The organism is Tersicoccus mangrovi (assembly GCF_036881825.1).
Classification (GTDB): Bacteria; Actinomycetota; Actinomycetes; order Actinomycetales; family Micrococcaceae; genus Tersicoccus; species Tersicoccus mangrovi.
Map to the genome: position 1 here is coordinate 429,619 of NZ_JBAJMW010000002.1, position 19,746 is coordinate 449,364.

The following is a 19,746-nucleotide window of genomic DNA, read 5'->3' on the forward strand; positions in this document are numbered from 1 at the left end:
GTGGTGCCCTCTTCGCGATCGACAGCAGGCTTCGTTTCTGCCCACCACGGACAGGCTATCCCCTCCCCGGTCTTCGGACGGACGGGAACGACGCGGCCCGTCACCGGCGGCGCGGTCCGGGCCCGGGTCGGGTGCGGATGCGCCGCCACGTGACGGGCCGGCGATGAGCTGTTGCTGTGACCGGGACGTCAGCGGGTGGTGTCGACCTCCCCGGCGACGCCGCGGTCCTCGCGGATCTCGGGGTGCTCGGCGAGGTACTCCTCATGCACCTCCTTGACGTGCAGGTCGACGCCCTTCGGGTCCCTGACGAGGGAGACCGCGATCAGGGAGATGACGGCCGCGACCGCGATGTAGACGCCGATCGGGATCGAGGACCTGTAGCTCTCCAGCAGGGCCTGCGCGATGGTCGGCGCGAAGGCGCCGCCGAGGATCGAGCCGAGGGCGTAGCCGATGGAGACGCCGGAGTAGCGCACCTTGGCGGGGAACATCTCCGCGTACAGCGCGGCCTGAGGCCCGTAGGACAGGCCCAGCGTGATGGTCAGGACGAAGACCGCGACGAAGAACAGGAAGAGGTTCTTGCTGTCGATCAGGAACCACATCGGCACGGCCCAGACGACGAGGCCGGCGTAGCCGATCTGGAAGGTGCGCACCCGGCCGATCCGGTCCGAGAGCGCGCCACCGATGAAGGTGAAGATGAGCCAGCCGAAGGCGCCGAGCGTCGTCACCAGCAGGAGGCTCGGCTGGGGCAGCTTGAGCACCTTCGCGCCGTAGGAGATGAAGAAGGCGATCAGCAGGTAGCCGGCGGCGTTGTTGGCCAGGAAGATGAGCGCGGTGAGGACGACCTCCTTGGTGTGGTGCCGGAACAGCTGGCCGAGCGGCGCCGAGGACTCCTTGCGCCGCAGCGCCATCTCCTTGAACACCGGGCTCTCCTCGACCGTGCGACGGACGAGGTAGCCGACGGCGATGAGCACGATCGAGAACAGGAACGGCAGGCGCCAGCCCCACTCGTTGAACGCGGGCCCCATCACGGAGGTGAGGATCCACAGCACCGCCGTGGCGAGGATCATGCCGATCGGCACGCCGATCTGCGGGTAGGCCCCGAACAGGCCACGCTTGCCCACGGGCGCGTGCTCGACGCTCATCAGCGCCGCGCCGCCCCATTCGCCACCGGCGGAGAAGCCCTGCAGGACGCGCAGCAGGATCAGCAGGATGGGCGCGGCGACGCCGATCTGGCCGTAGGTCGGCAGCACACCGATCAGCGCCGTCGCGGCGCCCATCATGACGAGGGTGAAGACCAGCATCTGCTTGCGCCCGAGCTTGTCGCCCAGGTGACCCGCGACGATCGCGCCGAGCGGGCGGAACAGGAAGGAGATGCCGATCGTCGCGAAGGCGACGATCTGCGCCAGCGCCGGATTGGAGGCGTTGAGCGGCGCCAGGAACAGCGGGGTGAGGACCACCGCGGTCGCCTGGGCGTAGATGAAGAAGTCGTACCACTCGATCGTGGTGCCGACGAGGGTCGCTCCGAGGACGCGCCGCTCCTCCGCGGTGCTCCCGGTGCGATGCGCCGGGGCGCTGCTGTTGACAGTGGTCATGGCTACTCCGTTGTTGCCCGGCCGCGGCATCGACAGTGATGCCGGCGGCGTCCCTGAGGTGCGAGATAGTGACTGAACGGTCAGTCAGTGTCCACAGCCTACCGTACGCGACGTGACGCGGGCCACACTCCCGTCGTGCGCGACGGCGTGTCCCGGCGTTCCTCCCTCGCGCCCGGCCGTCGCGTTCCCCCGTCGCGGTTGGCCGGCCGCGGTCTCGAGATCGGTCGGGACGAGCGCCCGACACGGGCGGACAATGGTTCCGTGGAGGCATTCCGCCGACCGGACCGATTCGAGCTGGTCGACCGGGCCGACGCCGGGCACCGCCTGGCCACGGCCCTGAGGGAGGCGACGGGGCCGGCAGCGGTCACGCCCGGCACCGTGCTGCTCGGACTGTGCCGGGGCGGAGTTCCGGTGGCGGCGGCCGCCGGCGAGGACCTCGGGCTCCGCGCCGATGCGGTCGCGAGCCGCAAGCTCGGCGTTCCCGGTCACGCCGAGGTCGCCTTCGGGGCGATCGCCTCCTGCGCCGGGCACCGGACGCGATCGACCGACCCGGACCTCGTCGAGCGACTCCTCACCTCGGGCACCCCGGGGACCCGACTCGACGAGATCGTGAACCGGGAGACCGTCGCCCTCGCGCGGCAGGAGGAGCTCTTCCTCGCCGGCTCTCCCCCGGTCGCCGGACGGCCCGTCATCCTGTGCGACGACGGCATGGCGACCGGTGCCACGATGCTCGCGGCGCTCGACGCCGCCCGTGAGGCCGGAGCGACGCGCGTCGTCGTGGCCGTACCCGTCGGTTCCCCGTCGGCCGTGGCGCGGATGCGCGGGGCCGCCGACGGCGTGGTCTGCCTGCACGCACCGCCCGACTTCCACGCGGTCGGCGCCTACTACCGCACCTTCACGCAGTGCTCGGACGAGGAGGTCCTCGCCGCGCTGGCTCACGGTCGCGACCGCGGCGACCGACGGCGCATTCTATAGTCGAACAGATCGAGCGCGATCACGACGGTGAAGGAGAGCGAGCGGATGACGTCACCGCTGCACGAGGACGAGGCGGAAGCCCCCGGAGGCCAGGCCGTACCCGGGGGCCGGGCGGCCACGGGCACCTCGTCGACGACCGGCGGCTCGCATGCGCAGACGCTCTCGCGCGGCATCACGATGCTCGAGATCCTCGCCGACGCCGACGCCCCGATGTCCATCGCCGAGGTGGCGGCCGCGCTCGGGGTCCACCGCTCCATCGCGTACAGGATCCTGCGCACGCTGGAGGAGCACTCGCTCGTCGTGCGAGACGACGCCGGGAAGCTGATGTCGGGCCCGGGGCTCGCGACGCTGGCCCGGTCGGTGGCCCGGTCCCTGCAGTCGGCGAGCCTGCCCATGCTCACCGAACTGTCCACGGACCTCGGCCTGACTGCGTTCGTCGCCGTGTGGGACCACGCGGACTGCGTGACCCTGGTGACCGTCGAGCCGCCGGCGCGCGGCGCCACGATCCGCCCCGGCACCCGTCACTCGTTCTCCGTGGGCGCGCCCGGGATCGCGATCCAGTCGGCCATCAGCGAGGAGCAGTGGAGCGCGGTCGACCCGACCTCGCCGTACCGGTCGGAGGCGCTGCGCGCGCGGGAGCTGGGGTACGCGGTCAGCCACGACGAGGTGATCCCCGACGTCGGGGCCATCGCCGCCCCGATCCGGCGGATCGGCCAGACCCCGGCCGCCCTCGCGGTGCTCTACCTCGGGGAGCGGGACGACACCGCGCAGATCGGCCGCCGCCTGGTCGAGACGGCGAATCGCATCGAGGACCAGCTGGCCTGACGGGACCGGGGGCGGCCGCTCATCCGCGACGCCTCATCTGCGCCCTGCGCCCTGCACGCTACCCCCTGCGCTCCACTCCCCTGGACGCCGCTCCCCTGCCGGCACTGCCCCGTCGGCGCGCACCGTCGTCAGGCGACGGCGTCCTCGTCCCGCGCGACGACTCGGACCGCCACACGCGACCCGTTGCGCTGCTTGACCACGTCGAGCTGGACCGGGATGCGGTGCTTCAGGTCGGCGACGTGGCTGACCACGCCGACCACCCGGCCCCGGTCGCGCAGCCCCTCGAGGGCCTCCATGACGTCGTCGAGGGACGCCTCGTCGAGGGAGCCGAAGCCCTCGTCGACGAAGAGGGTGTCGATGTCCAGGCCGCCGGCCTCCTGCTGGACGACGTCGGCCAGACCGAGGGCGAGGGCAAGGGACGCCATGAACGCCTCCCCACCCGAGAGGGTGCTCGTCTCCCGGCTGATGCCGGTCCATCCGTCCTGCACGACCAGCGACAACCCCGATTTGGCGTTGCCCTTGACCCGCGCGTCGCTGTGGTCGAGCGTGTAGCGCCCACTGCTCATCGTCAGCAGCCGCTCGCTCGCCGCCGCGGCGACCTGTTCGAGCCGGGCCGCGAGCACGTAGGACGTCAGCGTCATCCGGTACGCGTTGTCCCCGAGCCCGCGGGCGGTGTCCGCGAGGGAGCGCAGCATGCGCGCGTGGTCCCGGGCGGGTCCGACGGCCGCGAGCAACGCGGTCTCCTGCTCGACGAGCGTGGTCAGGCGCTCGTGTCCCCGGTCGAGCAGACGCTGGCGCACCTCGGCGTCCGCGACGGCCTCGCGTGCGGTCTCGACCGCGGTCCGCGCACGGTCCAGGTCCTCCGGCGTCGGCGGAACGATCTCGTCGGCCTCCTCCGCCAGGGCCGCGATGACGGCGGCGCTGGCGAAGGCCTCCTCGGCGCGATCCGAACGCCGCTGGTGCGCGGCGATCGCGGTCACCAGGCTCTGGGCCTCGGCGTCGGTCAGCAGGGCGGATCGCGCCGCGGCCTCTCCGGCCAGGCCGTGGCGCTGCAGGGCGTCCTCGAGGGCGGCGACCGCGTCGGTGCGTGCCTGCTCCGCGGTGCGCTGCGCGGCCAGCGCGTCGCGCCACCGGGCGAGGCGTTCGCAGCGAGCCGTGACGTCGACGAGGCGATCGGCCAGGGTCGGGTAGCCGGCCCGCGCGGTGGCCAGCTGGGCGTCGAGGTGTTCCGTCCGGGCCCAGGCCTCCTCCAGGCGGGCCGTGACGGCACCCACCTCGGTCCGCGCGCGCTGCGCGGCCTCCCGTGCCGCCTGTCCCCGGGACCGGACCCGCGCCAGTTCGGCGTCCTGCCGGGCGGCCTCGTCGCGGGCGGCGGTGGCCTCCTCGGCGGCACGGCGCGCGGCGTCGTGGGCATCGGTCGCCGCCGCGACGTCGGTGCCGCCGGCGACGGCTTCGAGGGCGGCGATGCGGCGGGCGACGTCCGCGGCGGCGGTCTGCGCGCGACCGGCGGCCGCCTCGGCGCCATCGAGCCGGTCTCGTGCGACCTGCTGGTCCGCCTCGGTGGGCACGTCAGCGTCCCCCGGGTCGGCGGGGTGCGGATGGTCGAGCGACCCGCACACGGGACACTGCTCACCGGCGGCGAGCCGCCCGGCCAATTCGGCTGCCGCGTGGTCGAGGCGTCGCTCGACGATGTCCAGCCAGGACTGCCGGGCATCCTGCGCGGAGGACCGCGCCGTGAGCGCGTCGCGTTCCGCGAGGTCCGCCGCACGCCGCTCGGAGACCAGGCGGGTGGCGGCGTCCAGGACGGCGGCGGCCCGCTCGACGGCGGCGGTGCGCGACTCGTGCTGGGCGGCGAGCGTGCGCGTCGCCTCCACGCGGGAGGCGAGATCGGCGAGCCGGGCCTCGGCGTCGAGGGCGGCCCGTTCGTGCTCCGCGGCGTCGGCCCGCAGCCGGTCGGCGTCCGCCTCCAGGCCGTGTCCGGTGGCCCGGATCGCGACCAGGTCCTCCTCCAGGGGCAGCCGTGCCTCCAGGACGGCGGCGTCGGAGCGCCCGACAGCCAGGGCTGCCTCGACCCGCTCGAGCCGCGCCGAGGCATCGACTCGCGTCTCACCCGCGGTTGCGCCGGAGGCGAAGGTCGGCGACTCGTCCGCGGTTGCGCCGGAGGCGAAGGTCGGCGACTCGTCCGCGGCGTCGACCGGTGTGGTGGTCACGGTCTCGACCGTTGCCGTGGTCACGGCGTCGTCCGGTGGCACGTCACCGGCGTCCCGAGCAGCGCGGGCGGCCTCCGCCTCGGTCCGGCCGGCCGCCGTCAGGCTCCGCTGGGCGCGGTCGAGCGCGGCGAGCTGGCCGCTGACGGCGGTGGCGCGCTGGTGCGCGTCGAGGCGTTCGCGGCGCGCGACGGCGTAGTCCTGCTCCGCCTCGACCGCCGCCCGTTCCCGGCGCGCCTCGGCGAGCCGGCAATGCCGCTCGAACCGCTCGGTGGCCTCGGCGCCGGCCCGTTCGGCCGCGGCGAGTTCGCCGCGACGCTCCTCCAGCGCGTCCGACGCGGTCGAGCGCGAGGTGGCGACCGCCTCCCGCAGGTCGGTCAGGGACCGGTCATGCTCCTGCTCCCCGCCCGAGTCGGTCGCCTCGTCCGACGTCGTCGAGCGGTTCGCATGATCGGGCTGGTCCGGCCGGCCCGGCTGACGTGTCGGGATCGCTGCGTCGTCTCCGAGATCGGCCTGGGGGTCACCGTCCACGGCGCGCTCGGCCGGCAGCGGGAGCGGCAGGTCGGTCCACAGGTCCCAGCCCTGCCGCACGAGCAGGTCGAGCCGGGTCTCGTCCTCCCCGACGCGTGACTCGGCCCCGGCGGCGTCCTGCGCGAGGCGCTGTTCGAGGTGACCGTAGCGGTCCGTGCCGAAGAGCTTCTCCAGCAGGTCCTCGCGTTCGGAGGGCTTGGCCTGCAGGAACCGGGCGAACTCCCCCTGCGGCAGCATGACGACGCGCGTGAACTGGTCCTTGGACATGCCGATCGTGTCGAGGATCTCGGCTCCGACCTCGTCCGCGCGCGTGCTGCGAGCGGACCAGACGCCGTCCTCGAACACCTCGAGGCTGACCTTCGCGTTCTCGGGCACGAGGCGCGACGCACCGCGCCGCGCGGGCCGCTCCCACGCGGGCGAGCGGGTGACCCGCAGCCGCCGGCCGCCCGCGGTGAAGTCGAGGCCGACCGTCGGGGCGGCGTCGGGCGCGGCGTGGTCACTGCGCAGGTTGCGCGCGTTCTGACGCTCCCCGGGGACCGACCCGTAGAGAGCGAAGCAGATGGCGTCGAGCACGCTGGTCTTGCCGGCCCCGGTGGGCCCGTTGAGCAGGAACAGGCCCTGTTCGGAGAGGGCGTCCATGTCGATGTGCTGGGCGGAGGCGAACGGGCCGAAGGCTTCGACGTCGAGAGCGTGGATCCTCATCGGGCGGCCTCCGCGAGCGAGATGGCGTCGAGCGCCGCGGTGAGCGCCTCCCGCTCGGCCTCCGACGGCGGCCGGGAGCGCACGTGGTGGAGAAACCCGGCGCTGACCTCGAGGTCGTCGGCGGCGCCGGCCACCCGGGAGCTGTACGTGGAACGCTCGCGCGGCGCTGCGCCCTGGGGGTCGAACTGCAGCACCAGGGTGTGGGGGAAGCGTTCGCGGAGGCGGTCCATCGCCATGAGGGGACGCTCGGCGTCCGTGAGCGTGATCTGGCACCAGGCGCCCTCGGCGTCCGCCTGCGCTGGGTCGGCCAGCAGGTCCTCGAGGGTCCCACGGAGGATCGCCAGCGGGCGGGTGACGGCCACGGTCACCGGGTCCACCGCGCGCAGCCCCTCCGGACCGACGTCGAGCAGCCATCCGCCCTTGGCCTGCCGCGCCTCGGAGAACGAGTACGGCAACGGGGAGCCGCTGTAGCGCACGTTCTCCCGCAGCGTCTGACGGCCGTGCAGGTGGCCCAGGGCCACGTAGTCGAACCCGTCGAACACGGGCACGGGGATCTGGCCGAGACCGCCGCTGGCGAGTTCCCGCTCGCTGTCCGACTCCTCGGCACCGGCGACGAAGGCGTGCGCCATGAGGATCGACCGCACGGGCGTCGCGTCGCGGACGGGGAACAGCGCGCCGTCGTCCTCGGTCGCCGTCGCCTTCCCGGCGGCCGGCGGGGTGTCGGCGAGCGGGGCGAGGCCGGCGAGGTGCCGGCGCACCAGCCGCAGGGCCGCCGTCATCACGGCGGGATGGCCGGGCCGCTCGACGCCGAGCCGGTCGGCGACCAGCCGGGGCTCGAGGTAGGGCACGGCGTAGACGGCGACGTCGGTGCCGTCCGCGTCGGTCAGCCGGACGGGATCGGTCAGCGCGTCCAGTCCTGTGCGCACGTGGACCCCGCCGCGGGCGAGGACCCGGTCGGCGAAGCCCAGACGGATCGGCGAGTCGTGGTTGCCGGAGGAGAAGATGACGTCCGCGCCGGCGGCCGTGAGCCGGTCCAGCGCGTCGGAGAAGAGCTGGACGACCTCGACGGAGGGCAGCGCCCGGTCGTACACGTCCCCGCTGATCAGGACAGCGCGCACGTGCTCGCGCTGCACGGTCCCGACCAGCTGGTCGACGAAACGACGCTGGTCGGCCAGCATCCCGACACCGTGGAAGGAGCGGCCCAGGTGCCAGTCCGAGGTGTGGAGGATCTTCATGCTTCCACGCTAGATCCGGCCACCGACAGAACCGCGATGCCCCGCCGCGATCCCTTCGACTGCGGGCCACGGCGGGGCATCGGGACGGTGTCGAGCGGCGTCAGCGTTCCCCGTCCCGGCGGTCGAAGAAGTCGCGCACCTCGTGCTCGGGAGCGGCGGTCGGCGCGGCGTGCCGGCCCTCCGGCTCGGCCGCCGGAGCGCCCGCATCGCCGTGACCGGAGACGGGGCCGTTCGCGTCGTCGCGACGCACCGTGACGGTGGAGCGGGCGGGGCGGTCGCCGGTCCGCTCGACCGGGCCGGGGGCCTCGTCCTCGTCGTCCGCGACGTCGTCATCCGTTCCGGTGGTGGCGCGCGGAGCGACCGGCAGGAAGCTGCGGAAGACGAGCCCGGCGAGCAGGCCGCCGAGCAGCGGAGCCGCCCAGAACACCCACAGCTGCTGCACGGCCCAGCCCTCGGCGAAGACGGCGGCGACGGTGGAGCGGATCGGGTTGATCGCGCCGTTGGAGATGGGGCCGGTGACGGCCAGGACGACGGTCAGCCCGAAGCCCGCAGCGAGCGCGGCCAGCAGGTTGTTCGCCCGGCGCGCGGTGGCACCGAGGACGACGGCGACGAACAGGGCGGTGCCGATGGCCTCGACGAGCAGCACACTGGTCAGCGGGAACTGCGTCGGCGAGTGGCTGTCGTAGCCGTTGGAGAGGGCGCTGAACACGTTGGGCAGCGTGCCACCCAGCTGCGGGTGGCCGTGCAGCACCAGGTAGAGCAGGCCGGCCGCGGCGAAGCCGCCGACCAGCTGGCCGAGCAGGTAGAACGGCGTGTGCACCCAGCGGGTGCGGCCGGCGATCGCGGCGCCGAGCGTCAGGGCCGGGTTGAAGTGGCCGCCGCTGATGTGGCCGAACGCCAGGACGCCGACGACCATGGCCAGGCCCAGCACGACGGGCCCCGGGATGCCGCCGGTCTGGACGAGCAGGCCCGAGAGCACGCCACCGAGGCCGCCGAAGATCAGCAGGAAGGTGCCGATCGCCTCCGCACCGGCGCGGGCCCACGGCCCCGCGCTGCGCGCGACGTCCTCGACCGCCAGCCCCTCCTTGGTTCCGGCGACGGGCACCGGGGCGGCGAGGTCGCCCACGCCGTCGGCGAACGAGAGGGAGCGCGCCCGACCGGCCGTCGCGGCGTCGTCCGTGGCCACGGTGCCCGTCGGCGCGGCGCCCGTGTTCACGACGTTCGCGGGGGCGGCGCCCGGGGTGGTGCGGTCGCTCGGCTGGGGGGTGCGGCCAGGATCGGCAGCCATGCAGTCCTCGATTTCGTCATCGGTCGCGGAACCGGCGTCGTTCGCGCCGGTGATCACGCGATTGCCCGTCGAGACTATCGTTTCCGTGTGTCCGCTTCGATGCCGTCCCCGGGTGGGGATGTTCACACCACGTCCTCGACGACCGGCCCCGTCGATTCCCGCTCCGCTCATGACCCTGCCGGCCTCACCGACCGGACCCGGCCCGACCACGCCGACCGCGTGCGGGGCAGCGTCCTCGCCGGCGCCCTCGGCGATGCCCTCGGCTACGCCGTCGAGTTCGACCGCTGGGCGGCGATCGCCGATCGCTTCGGCGAGCAGGGGCTGACCGACCTCGCCGACGTCGACAAGCCGGTCATCTCCGACGACACGCAGATGACGCTCTTCACCCTCGAGGCGCTCGCCGAGGCGCTGCGCTGGGCCAACGAGGGCTCGGCCGCCGACGAGCTGGCGTGCCTGTGGCTGGCCTACCTGCGCTGGTACCGCACGCAGGGCCAGCTGCTGCCCGAGGCCGCTCCCGAGCCGCCGCCGACGTGGCTCGAGTCGAATCCGCACATGCGGCACCGTCGCGCCCCGGGCAACGCCTGCCTCTCGGGCCTGGGCACCGGGCGGATGGGCACGGTCGAGCGGCCCGTCAACCCGGACTCGAAGGGCTGCGGGACGGTCATGCGCTCCGCGCCCTTCGGCCTCGTGCCGCACGTCGCGGTCGAGGACATGGTGCACCTGGCCGCGCGCGGATCGGCCCTGACGCACGGGCACCCGACCGCGGCCGCCTCCGCCGGGGCCCTCGCGGGCATCGTCGCCCGGATCGTCCGCGGCTCGACGCTGGACGACGCCGTCGCCCAGACCGTCGACGCCCTGTCCCGGGCCGGGGAGGGTGCCGCCGAGACGCACACGGCGCTGCGGACGGCGGTCGAGGCCGCGGCGGCGGACCGCGCGGACCGGTCCCCCGGTGCCGTCGTCCCCGTCGACCCGCCCCGGCTGACCGCGCGCTTCGGTGAGGGCTGGGTCGCCGAGGAGGCGCTCGCGATCGCGGTGTACTGCGCGCTGGTCGACGCCGACGAGGACCCCGCCACACACCTGCGCCGGACCCTGGTGCGGGCGGCCAATCATGACGGGGACAGCGACTCGACCGCGGCGATCGCGGGCAACATCGTCGGCGCCCTGCACGGCACGGCCGCCCTCGACCCGGCGTGGGTCGCCGCCCTCGTGGAGCGTGACGTCGTCGAGCGCGAGGTCGACGAGTTCCTCGCCGCGGTGGCCGGCGCCCGCTGACGTCGGCACGACCGCGTCGCGTCAGGGTCCGGTCAGCCGGTCAGGCGCAGGCCCTCCCCGACGGCGACGGCGTCCCGGCCGCGCGCGGGCCACGCGTCGTCCCGGGTGGAGGGCCAGTCGTCGGCGTCGTGCCGGCGGAACCGACCGTCGACGACGTCGAACAGGGCGAGCTGGCGGGGACGCGCCGGGTCCGTCGCCGCACCCGGACCCCAGGCCGTGGCCGGCAGGTCCAGGCGCGCGAACAGCGTGGCGAGGTCGGTCACCGCGTGGCGGCGGGCGACGTCGATCATGATGCCGGCGCACGCGCGCGCGTCCTCGAGCGGGTCGTGGTGCTGGAGCAGTGGAACGCCCGCCTCGGCGGCGACGAAGGGCAGCGAGTAGGACGGCAGTCGGTAGGTGCGGCGGGCGAGGCGGACGGTGCAGGCGGACCGCGCGGGGGCGACCGTGACCCCGCAGGCCCGGGCGGCCTCGATGAAGACGCCGAGGTCGAAGGCAGCGTTGTGGGCGACCATGAGGTCGCCGTCGACGAAGCGCTCGATCCGGCCCAGGGCCTCCGCCGTGGTCTCCGCGCGGGCTACGTCGGCGGCGGTGATGCCGTGGATCGCGACGTTGGCCGGTTCGAAGTGATCGGTGCCCGGCGGCGGCCGCATCAGCCAGGAGGTCTCCTCGACCACGCGCCCGTCGCGGACCTTGACCAGTCCGACGGCGCACGGGGAGCCGCGGTGGCCGTTGGCGGTCTCGAAGTCGATGGCCGTGAACGCGATTCCCACCCCGTCACGCTACCGCCCGCGCCGGTCCGTCCTCGGACACAACGCCGGACAGCACACCGGACGCCACGCCGTCCCCCGCGCTTCCCGACGGCGTGGCTGAGACCACGGTCCCGCAGAGCCGGGCCACAGCGTCCAGCCCGTACGCTTGACGGGTGACCTCGCTGCTGCCTGCCCTCGCCACCCTCCCGGTGGCCGGCATCCTGCCCGACTGGCTCGATCCCAACGTCTTCCTGCGCAATCCTGCCCTCGCCCCGTGGATCGTGCTGCTGGTCTGTGCCTTCGTCTTCGCCGAGACAGGCTTGCTGGTCGGGTTCTTCCTGCCGGGCGACTCGCTGCTGTTCACGGCGGGCCTGCTCGTGGCGACGGGCACCATCGGCGTCCCCATCGTGGTGCTCGGGCTGTGCGTCTTCGTCGCGGCCTTCGCCGGCGACCAGGTGGGTTACTACATCGGGCACCGCGTGGGACCGGCCGTGTTCCGGCGCCCCGACTCGCGCCTCTTCCGGAAGGAGTACGTCGACCGCGCCCACGAGTTCTTCGAGCGGTTCGGCGGCCGCGCCGTCATCCTCGCCCGGTTCGTGCCCATCGTGCGTACCTTCGTCCCGGTGATCGCCGGCGTCGCGAAGATGCCCTACCGGACGTTCATCACCTTCAACGTGATCGGTGCTCTGCTGTGGGGCGTCGGTGTCACGCTGCTCGGGTTCTGGCTGGGCCAGTTCGACTGGGTGGGCAGGAACATCGACGTCATCTTCATCGTCATCGTGGCGGTCTCGGTGATCCCGATCGCCGTCGAGCTGCTCAAGGCGCGCCGCACCGGCCGCCAGAGCGGCACCCGCAGCGAGACCGATCCGGTCGACTGAGCCCGGAGCGGGCCCTTCTGCCCAGCGGCTACCGGGCCGCCAGCGCGCTCACCACGTGCGGCACGAGGGCGCGCATCGCCTGGCCGCGGTGGCTGATGGCGTTCTTCTCGGCGGGGTCGAGTTCGGCGCAGCTGCGATCGTGCCCGTCCGGGCGCAGGATCGGGTCGTACCCGAACCCGTGCTCCCCGCGCGGTTCGTGCAACAGGGTGCCGCGCAGCTGCCCGTGCACGACGACGGGCTCGACGTCCGCTCCCGGGTGTCCGCCCGGCACGACGAGCGCGGCCGCACAGACGAAGGCCGCACCGCGGTGCTCGTCGTCGTCGATGTCGCCGAGCTGGGCGAGCAGCAGGCGCAGGTTGGCCTCGTCGTCGCCGTGCCGGCCCGCCCAGCGGGCGGAGAAGATGCCCGGAGCCCCGCCGAGCACGTCCACGGCCAGGCCGGAGTCGTCGGCGATGGCGGGCAGACCCGTCGCCGCAGCGACCGCGTGGGCCTTGAGCAGGGCGTTCTCGGCGAAGGTCACGCCGGTCTCGCGCACGTCGGGGGCACCGGCGGTCCCGGCGTCGATCACGTCGGTGTCGACGTCGAGCGCGCGGCCGCCCGGCAGAACAGTCCCGCGCAGCATCTCCCGCAGCTCCACCAGCTTGCCCCGGTTGTGCGTCGCGAGGACGAGGCGGGCGCTTCCGGCCCCGGTCATCGCGCCGCCGCTCACGCCTCGCCCAGGGTGGAGCGCTGGATGGCGGCGAGTTCGGTGGTGCCGGCGAGGGCGAGGTCGAGCAGGGCGTCGAGCTCGGACCGGTTGAACGGGACCCCCTCGGCGGTCCCCTGCACCTCGACGAACTGGCCGGAGCCGGTGACGACGACGTTCATGTCGGTCTCGGCGCGGGCGTCCTCGACGTAGGGCAGGTCCAGCATGGGGACGCCGTCGATGATGCCGACGCTCACGGCGGAGACCGTGTCCTTCAGCGGCTTCGCGGTGGGCTTGATGAGTTTCTTCGTGCGAGCCCAGGTGACGGCGTCGGCGAGCGCGACGTAGGCACCGGTGATCGCCGCGGTGCGGGTGCCGCCGTCGGCCTGGAGGACGTCGCAGTCGAGCACGATGGTGTTCTCGCCGAGTTCCTTCAGGTCGATGATCGAGCGCAGCGAGCGGCCGATCAGGCGCGAGATCTCGTGGGTGCGGCCGCCGATGCGGCCCTTGACCGACTCGCGGTCCGAGCGGGTGTTGGTGGCCCGCGGCAGCATCGCGTACTCGGCGGTGGCCCAGCCACGCCCCTCGCCCTTGAGCCAGCGGGGCACGCCCTCGGTCAGGGACGCGGTGCACAGGACGCGGGTGTTGCCGAACTCGATCAGGGCCGACCCCTCCGCCTGGGCGGACCAGCCCCGGGTGATGCTGATGGGGCGCAGCTCGTCAGGAGCGCGTCCGTCGGCCCTCACCACGGGCGCGATCGCGGAGGACGGAGTCGCGGCGGACGAGGCGGTGGTCGAGGCGTCAGTCATGGTTCCAGCCTAGGGGTTTCCGGCGGTGGGGTTCGGCGGGCGGACCTCAGTCGCAGCGGGCCGTCATGCCACCGTCGACGACGATCTCGCTCGACGGTGACGGTCCCGCCGCAACCGTGCGTGAGGACGCGGCGCCGTGGACCGGCACCAGCCGGCGAGAAGGGGGAACCTAGCCCCGGTCGACCCGGCCGGCGCCGTGCAGCACGAAGACGTCCCCCGCGGCCACCGTCTCGACCTGACCGGTGAACACCTCGCGGGCCTCCTCGCGGCTGCGGACCGGGTCGTTCCACACCGGCAGGTGGGTCAGGGCGAGCACGTGGGCCCCGGCCGAGCGCGCCGACTCCCCCGCCCGCAGGCCGGTCAGGTGCACCCCGCGCACGGCGTCGTCCCGACCCTCGTGGTAGGCGGCCTCGCACAGGTAGAAGCAGGCGGACCTCGCGGCCTCGTCCAGCGCCGGGCACGCATCGGTGTCGCCCGAGTAGGCCAGCACCGCCTGGGCGCCGTCGTCCCCGGGGCCGGTGATCCGCAGCGCGTACGCCTCCTCGACCGGGTGGTCCACCGGGTAGGGCGTGACCGTGAACGGGCCGATGTGCTCCGTCTTCATGGCGGCCCAGGTGTGGAACTCGAACTCCGCGTGCATGCCCGGGTCCGGCGGCAGTTCGGCCACCAGCGCGAGCCGGTCGGCCAGCATGCCCGCCGCGTACACGGGAACGGGGTGCCCGCTCCAGCCCGCCGGGTTCCACCGGAGCGCCACGTGCAGGCCGACCATGTCCAGATAGTGGTCGGCGTGAGCGTGGGAGATGATGACGGCGTCGAGCCGGTCCAGCCCGATGTAGGACTGCAGCGCCCCGAGCGAGCCGCTGCCCAGGTCCATCGCGACGTTCCAGGTGCGCCCGTCCGCGTCCTCCGCGGAGAGCAGGTAGCACGACGCCGGGGAATCGGGTCGGGGGAAGGAGCCGGCGCAGCCGACGATCGTGACGCGCACGCTCACCCGACTCCCCCGCCGGACCCGAGGCGGGTGCGGTGGATGATCTGGTCGGTCGAACGGGACGAGACGCGAGTGGGCAGCGTCATCGCGGCACGGCTCGCCACCGATTGGCGTGCCGCGGCCAGCATCTCCGGGGTGATCCGGGCCAGCGTGCCGGTGGGATAGCGGGCCGCCACGTGGTCGGCGTGCTCGACGTCGCGCACCTCGGGCCCCAGGAAGCGTCGGGCGAGGGTCTCGAACTGGGCCGGGTCCCCGGTCGCGAGGAACTGGTGCTGCGGCGGCGGCCCCCCGGCCGGCCGCGCGAGATCGTGGTCGATGAGGGCCCGGTACACGTCCTTCGCGGTCTCCTCGGCACTGGAGACGAGGGTGACGTCGTCGCCCATCTGGTAGGAGATGACCCCCGTCAGGAGCGGGTAGTGGGTGCAGCCGAGCACGAGGGTGTCCACGCCGGCCTCCTTGAGCGGCGCCAGGTACCGGCCGGCCGTCTCGAGCAGTTCGGGCCCGCTGGTGATGCCGGCCTCGACGTAGTCGACGAAGGCGGGACACGAGGCGGACGTGATCTGCAGGTGCGGAGCCGCGGCGAAGGTGTCCTCGTAGGCGCGGGAACCGACGGTCGCCGCGGTGCCGATGACGCCGATCCGCCCGTTCCGCGTCGAGGCCACCGCGCGGCGCACGGCCGGCTGGATGACCTCGATGACGGGGATGCCGTAGGCGGCGGTGTACCGCTCCCGGGCGTCGCGCAGCACGGCGGCCGAGGCGGAGTTGCAGGCGATGACGAGCAGCTTGACGCCGGCGTCGACCAGTTCGTCCATGACGCCGAGCGCGTTGGCGCGGACCTCGGCGATGGGCAGCGGGCCGTACGGGGCGCGAGCGGTGTCCCCCACGTACAGGATGGACTCGTGCGGCAGCTGGTCGATGACGGAACGGGCCACCGTCAGTCCGCCGACGCCGGAGTCGAAGATCCCGATCGGGGCGAAGCTTCGGGTGCGCGTCGAGTCGACGTCGTCGCTCGACGTCGAGCTGGGGACGGCACGTTTCATTGAAGGAAGACTAGCCGTTCCCTGAGCGCCGCCAGAACTTCACATCCCGTCTGCTTGCTCACACCGGGAACGGGAACGCAGGCCGAGGACGGCGTCAGCGGTCGAGGGCCCGCAGGAGTGCCTGCATCAGGGTGTCCTGCAGCCACGTGAGGAAGTTGTAGACGAGCGCCAGGTAGCTCTCGAGGTCCGTGGCCTCGGCCCAGTCGGTGATGCCGTGCAGCCGCGTCGCATCCTCGTCGGTGACGATGTTCAGCCGGTCGGCGAGGACGAGCCGGACGTCGTTGATGGCTCTGGAGAGGATGGTCGCCTGCTCGGGGTCGAGCTGGATGGGGTCCGACTCGATCATCAGCTGCGCCGCCTTCAGACCTGCCGTCTTCTGCTCCCGCAGGCCCCGCTCGGTCAGCCGGCGGAACTCGAGGGAGGCCTCGTCGTCCCCGTCGACCGCGTCCGGGAGCAGGCGGCGCACCGCGGTGTCCTCCGGGACGGCGGCGTCCGGGTCGATGCCGACGAGGGCCGCCAGGGGGTCCGCGTCGGGCGCCGTCTCCGGCTCGACCATGGACGCGACGTCGTGGAATAGCTTGCCCAGCAGCTCGCGCTCGGCGTCCTCGAGGGAACCGGTGATGCCGCGGCGCGTGGTACGGAATCCGTGGGCCATCAGCTCTCGTCCGCCCGGCGATAGGTGGCCCACAGGCCGTACCCGTGCATGGCGGTCGTGTCCTGTTCGATCTTCTCGCGGCTGCCGGTCGCGACGACGGAGCGGCCCAGCTGGTGCACCTCGAGCATGAGGGTGTTCGCCTTCTCCGCGGAGTAGCCGAAGTAGCTGCGGAACACGTAGCTGACGTAGCTCATCAGGTTGACCGGGTCGTTCCAGACGATCAGCACCCACGGCACGTCGGGCTGGCTGCGGGCGTCCGGATCGGTCTGCGATGCCGGCGACGAGAGCGGGGAGGTCTGCTCGATCGGGGCGGCGATGGACATTCCCCCATGGTAGTTCGCCGCGACGACCTGCGACGCCGGGCGTCGGTGGCGTGACCTAGGGTGGACCCCGTGAGTGACGCGACACCCGCGCGCCGGCCCAGCACGGCGCTGTTCACCGATCACTACGAGCTGACGATGCTCCAGGCCGCCCTGCACTCGGGGGCCGCCCATCGCCGCTCGGTCTTCGAGGTGTTCGCCCGGCGGCTGCCCACGGGGCGCCGCTATGGCGTCGTCGCCGGCACCGGTCGGCTGCTCGACGGCATCGCGGACTTCCGGTTCGGCCCCGAGCAGCTCGCGTTCCTCGAGTCCACGCGCGTCGTCAACCGGCAGACCCTCGACTACCTCGCCGACTACCGGTTCACCGGCTCGGTGCGCGGCTACGCCGAGGGCGAGATGTACTTCCCGAACTCGCCGATCCTCTCCGTCGAGGGCACCTTCGCCGAGGCGTGCCTGCTGGAGACCTACCTGCTCTCGGTGCTGAACTACGACAGCGCGATCGCCTCCGCCGCGTCCCGCATGACCTTGGCCGCCGACGGCCGGCCGTGCCTGGAGATGGGCGCGCGGCGGATCCAGGAGGACGCCGCCGTCGCCGCCTCCCGCGCCGCCGTCATCGCCGGCTTCTCCGGCACCTCGAACCTGGAGGCGGGCCGCCGCTGGGGCCTGACCACCATCGGCACCGCCGCCCACTCCTTCACCCTGCTGCACGACAGCGAGGAGGAGGCGTTCGCCGCCCAGCTGGAGTCGATGGGCCACGACACGACGCTGCTGGTCGACACGTACGACGTCGAGGCCGCGGTGCGTACCGCCGTCCGGCTCGTCGGGTCCGAGCTCGGCGCAGTGCGCCTGGATTCCGGTGACCTGGCCGTCCAGGCCCGCGAGGTGCGGGACCTGCTCGATTCCCTGGGCAACCGCGACACGAGGATCACCGTCACCTCCGACCTGGACGAGTTCGCCATCGCCGGTCTGGCCGCGGCGCCCGTCGACTCCTACGGCGTGGGCACCCAGCTGGTGATCGGCTCCGGCGTGCCGACGGCGTCCATGGTCTACAAGCTGGTCTCCCGGCAGGGCGAGGACGGCCGCTGGGTGAACGTGGCCAAGGCGTCCAAGGACAAGATCTCCGTCGGCGGCGACAAGTGGGGCATGCGCCGCCGCGACGAGGACGGCGTCGCGACCGCCGAGGTCGTCCGGATCGGCGGCCGGCCGGAGAACGACGGCGACGACCGGGCCCTGACCTGCGACTTCATCATCGACGGCGAGCTGCAGGACGGCTGGACCGGGCCGGCGGGCGTGACCCGCGCCGCGGAGCACCACGCCGCCGCCCGCGCGGAGCTGCCGCGGGCGGTGCAGTCGATGTCCCGCGGGGAGCCGGTCATCCCCACCATCGTCGAGACGGACTAGCGTCACCAGCACCAGCACCAGCACCAGCACCGAGCGCCGAGCACCGAGCGTCACCGAGTACCGCCGGCACCGTCCGGCCGCCAGAACGGAGCGAGCATGGGCAGGGCACTGATCGTCGTGGACGTGCAGAACGATTTCTGCGAGGGCGGGGCGCTCGCGGTGAAGGGCGGTGCCGCGGTCGCGGCGGCCGTGACCGGGTACCTGCGCGAGCACCGCGACGCCTACGACGCCGTCGCCGGCACCCAGGACTGGCACATCGACCCCGGCTCCCACTTCTCCGAGCACCCGGACTTCGTCACCAGCTGGCCCGTGCACTGCGTCGCGGGCAGCCCGGGCGCCCAGCTGCACCCTGACCTGGACGGGTCGGCCATCGACGTCCTCTTCCACAAGGGCGAGTACTCCGACGGCTACTCCGGCTTCGAGGCGCACGCGAGCACATCGGCCGCCGCGGGGGCACCGCCGCAGGACCTGGCCGGGTGGCTGCGCGACCGCGGCATCGACACGCTCGACGTCGTCGGCATCGCGACCGACCACTGCGTGCGGGCCACCGCCCTCGACGGCGCCCGGTCCGGGTTCACCGTCTCGGTGCTGACCGACCTCACCGCCGGCGTGGCGCCGGACGCCACGGAGCGGGCCCTGACCGAGCTGGCCGCCGCGGGCGTCAGGATCATCGACAGCAACACCGGCAGCGGCGCCGTCGATGCCGCGGACGGCACGGCCGACGGCGACACCGCGCCGGGACCGGCCGCATCGTGACCGGTAGGCGCGTCGTCGTCCTCGGCGGGTCCGGCGCGCTCGGCGCCCGGGCCGCCACCGCGATCGCCGCCCGCGGCCACGAGGTGGTGCGGGTCAGCCGGTCCACCGGCGTCAACGCGGTCACCGGTGCGGGACTGAGCCAGGCGCTCGCCGGGGCGCACACCGTCGTGGATTGCCTCAACGTGACGACGCTGCGCCGCCGCAGAGCGGTCGACTTCTTCACCGTCACCGCGCGCAACGTCGCCGACGCGGCCCGTGCGTCCGGCGTCGAGCACGTCGCCTGCCTGTCCATCGTCAACGTCACCGAGCCGGCGCTGCGGAAGGCGCTCGGCTACTACGCGGGCAAGGCGGCCCAGGACGACGTCTACCGCGGCCGGCTGCTGGAGGAGCCGGGACGGGTCGGCTTCACGAGCCTGCGCTCGACGCAGTGGTTCGAGTTCGCCGACCAGCTGCTGCACCAGCTCCGCGTCGCGAACCTGGCGGTCGTCCCGGTCATGCGCGTGCGGCCGGTCTCCGCCGACGCCGTGGCCGAGGCCCTCGCCGACGTCGTCGACGAGGGGCCGGCCGAGCGCGCCCGCACCGTCGACGTCGCCGGCCCGGACGTGCTCGACACCGGGACGATGGCGCGCCGGCTGGCCGAGCGGCGCGGCACGCCCGCGGTCGCGACCGTGCCGATGCCCAACCGCGCGCTGCGCGCCGGCGCCCTGCTGCCGCCGCCGACCGCCCGCTTCGACTCCCGCACCTTCGACGAGTGGCTGGCGGCACCGCACTCCTGAACGGCTGAGGGTTCCTGAACGGCTGAGGGCTCCTGAGAGAATCGAGGCACGCCCCGACCCCA

18 protein-coding genes are annotated in these 19,746 nt (G+C 73.6%); 7 read left to right on the forward strand and 11 right to left on the reverse strand.

The window, feature by feature from the left end; translation table 11 throughout:
- Positions 1–188: 188 nt before the first annotated feature.
- Positions 189–1,592 carry an MFS transporter gene (locus V6N00_RS05805; RefSeq protein WP_334231123.1) on the reverse strand — a complete coding sequence of 468 codons (1,404 nt, stop codon included), beginning with the start codon at positions 1,590–1,592 and terminating at the stop codon, positions 189–191.
- Between the two features lie 261 nt (positions 1,593–1,853).
- On the opposite strand from V6N00_RS05805, the gene V6N00_RS05810 reads away from it, so the two are divergent.
- Together V6N00_RS05810 and V6N00_RS05815 are read left to right on the forward strand one after the other, a co-directional pair.
- Positions 1,854–2,567, forward strand: a complete 714-nt coding sequence (locus V6N00_RS05810) for a phosphoribosyltransferase (protein WP_334231124.1) — start codon at positions 1,854–1,856, stop codon at positions 2,565–2,567.
- Between the two features lie 45 nt (positions 2,568–2,612).
- Positions 2,613–3,392, forward strand: a complete 780-nt coding sequence (locus V6N00_RS05815; protein ID WP_334231125.1) for an IclR family transcriptional regulator — start codon at positions 2,613–2,615, stop codon at positions 3,390–3,392.
- Between the two features lie 128 nt (positions 3,393–3,520).
- On the opposite strand, the gene V6N00_RS05820 is transcribed toward V6N00_RS05815, so the two are convergent.
- The 3 genes from V6N00_RS05820 to V6N00_RS05830 form a co-directional block, all read right to left on the reverse strand.
- Entirely contained in the window at positions 3,521–6,832 is a 3,312-nt protein-coding gene (locus tag V6N00_RS05820) for an SMC family ATPase (RefSeq protein ID WP_334231126.1), read from the reverse strand.
- On the reverse strand, positions 6,829–8,067 hold the full coding sequence (locus V6N00_RS05825) for an exonuclease SbcCD subunit D (protein ID WP_334231127.1): 1,239 nt from the start codon (positions 8,065–8,067) through the stop codon (positions 6,829–6,831). Before V6N00_RS05825 ends, V6N00_RS05820 begins: the two co-directional genes overlap by 4 nt.
- Before the next feature lie 100 nt (positions 8,068–8,167).
- Positions 8,168–9,355, reverse strand: coding sequence for an MIP/aquaporin family protein (locus V6N00_RS05830; RefSeq protein ID WP_334231128.1), 1,188 nt, complete (start codon positions 9,353–9,355; stop codon positions 8,168–8,170).
- Between the two features lie 219 nt (positions 9,356–9,574).
- Between V6N00_RS05830 and V6N00_RS05835 the strand changes: the two genes are divergently transcribed.
- Positions 9,575–10,627, forward strand: a complete 1,053-nt coding sequence (locus V6N00_RS05835) for an ADP-ribosylglycohydrolase family protein (protein WP_334231129.1) — start codon at positions 9,575–9,577, stop codon at positions 10,625–10,627.
- A 32-nt stretch (positions 10,628–10,659) separates the two neighbouring features.
- Here the strand turns inward: V6N00_RS05835 and V6N00_RS05840 are convergent, their stop codons facing one another.
- Positions 10,660–11,397: a 3'-5' exonuclease gene (locus tag V6N00_RS05840; RefSeq protein ID WP_334231130.1), complete on the reverse strand. Its 738-nt coding sequence runs from the start codon at positions 11,395–11,397 to the stop codon at positions 10,660–10,662.
- Between the two features lie 152 nt (positions 11,398–11,549).
- Here V6N00_RS05840 and V6N00_RS05845 point away from each other — a divergent pair, with 152 nt between their 5' ends.
- Complete coding sequence (locus V6N00_RS05845) at positions 11,550–12,254, forward strand: DedA family protein (RefSeq protein WP_334231131.1); 705 nt, start codon at positions 11,550–11,552, stop codon at positions 12,252–12,254.
- A gap of 28 nt (positions 12,255–12,282) precedes the next feature.
- On the opposite strand, the gene rdgB is transcribed toward V6N00_RS05845, so the two are convergent.
- The 6 genes from rdgB to clpS all read right to left on the reverse strand — a co-directional run bounded on the left by rdgB (position 12,283) and on the right by clpS (position 16,754).
- The gene (gene rdgB, locus V6N00_RS05850) at positions 12,283–12,948 is read right to left on the reverse strand and encodes an RdgB/HAM1 family non-canonical purine NTP pyrophosphatase (RefSeq protein ID WP_334231202.1); all 666 of its coding nucleotides are present in this window, start codon (positions 12,946–12,948) and stop codon (positions 12,283–12,285) included.
- An 11-nt stretch (positions 12,949–12,959) separates the two neighbouring features.
- A complete protein-coding gene (rph, locus tag V6N00_RS05855; RefSeq protein ID WP_334231132.1) occupies positions 12,960–13,748 on the reverse strand; it encodes a ribonuclease PH in 789 nt (262 codons plus the stop codon).
- Between the two features lie 169 nt (positions 13,749–13,917).
- The gene (locus V6N00_RS05860; RefSeq protein ID WP_334231133.1) at positions 13,918–14,739 is read right to left on the reverse strand and encodes an MBL fold metallo-hydrolase; all 822 of its coding nucleotides are present in this window, start codon (positions 14,737–14,739) and stop codon (positions 13,918–13,920) included.
- Positions 14,736–15,776: a glutamate racemase gene (gene murI / locus V6N00_RS05865; RefSeq protein ID WP_334231134.1), complete on the reverse strand. Its 1,041-nt coding sequence runs from the start codon at positions 15,774–15,776 to the stop codon at positions 14,736–14,738. Before murI ends, V6N00_RS05860 begins: the two co-directional genes overlap by 4 nt.
- Before the next feature lie 94 nt (positions 15,777–15,870).
- Complete coding sequence (locus tag V6N00_RS05870; protein ID WP_334231135.1) at positions 15,871–16,431, reverse strand: DUF2017 domain-containing protein; 561 nt, start codon at positions 16,429–16,431, stop codon at positions 15,871–15,873.
- Complete coding sequence (clpS, locus tag V6N00_RS05875) at positions 16,431–16,754, reverse strand: ATP-dependent Clp protease adapter ClpS (protein ID WP_334231136.1); 324 nt, start codon at positions 16,752–16,754, stop codon at positions 16,431–16,433. Before clpS ends, V6N00_RS05870 begins: the two co-directional genes overlap by 1 nt.
- Positions 16,755–16,823: 69 nt before the next feature.
- Between clpS and V6N00_RS05880 the strand changes: the two genes are divergently transcribed.
- The 3 genes from V6N00_RS05880 to V6N00_RS05890 all read left to right on the forward strand — a co-directional run bounded on the left by V6N00_RS05880 (position 16,824) and on the right by V6N00_RS05890 (position 19,684).
- Positions 16,824–18,152, forward strand: a complete 1,329-nt coding sequence (locus V6N00_RS05880; RefSeq protein WP_334231137.1) for a nicotinate phosphoribosyltransferase — start codon at positions 16,824–16,826, stop codon at positions 18,150–18,152.
- Between the two features lie 96 nt (positions 18,153–18,248).
- A complete protein-coding gene (locus tag V6N00_RS05885; protein WP_334231138.1) occupies positions 18,249–18,908 on the forward strand; it encodes an isochorismatase family protein in 660 nt (219 codons plus the stop codon).
- Entirely contained in the window at positions 18,905–19,684 is a 780-nt protein-coding gene (locus V6N00_RS05890) for an SDR family oxidoreductase (RefSeq protein WP_334231139.1), read from the forward strand. The genes V6N00_RS05885 and V6N00_RS05890 overlap by 4 nt, the downstream gene beginning before the upstream one ends.
- Positions 19,685–19,746: the final 62 nt, after the last annotated feature.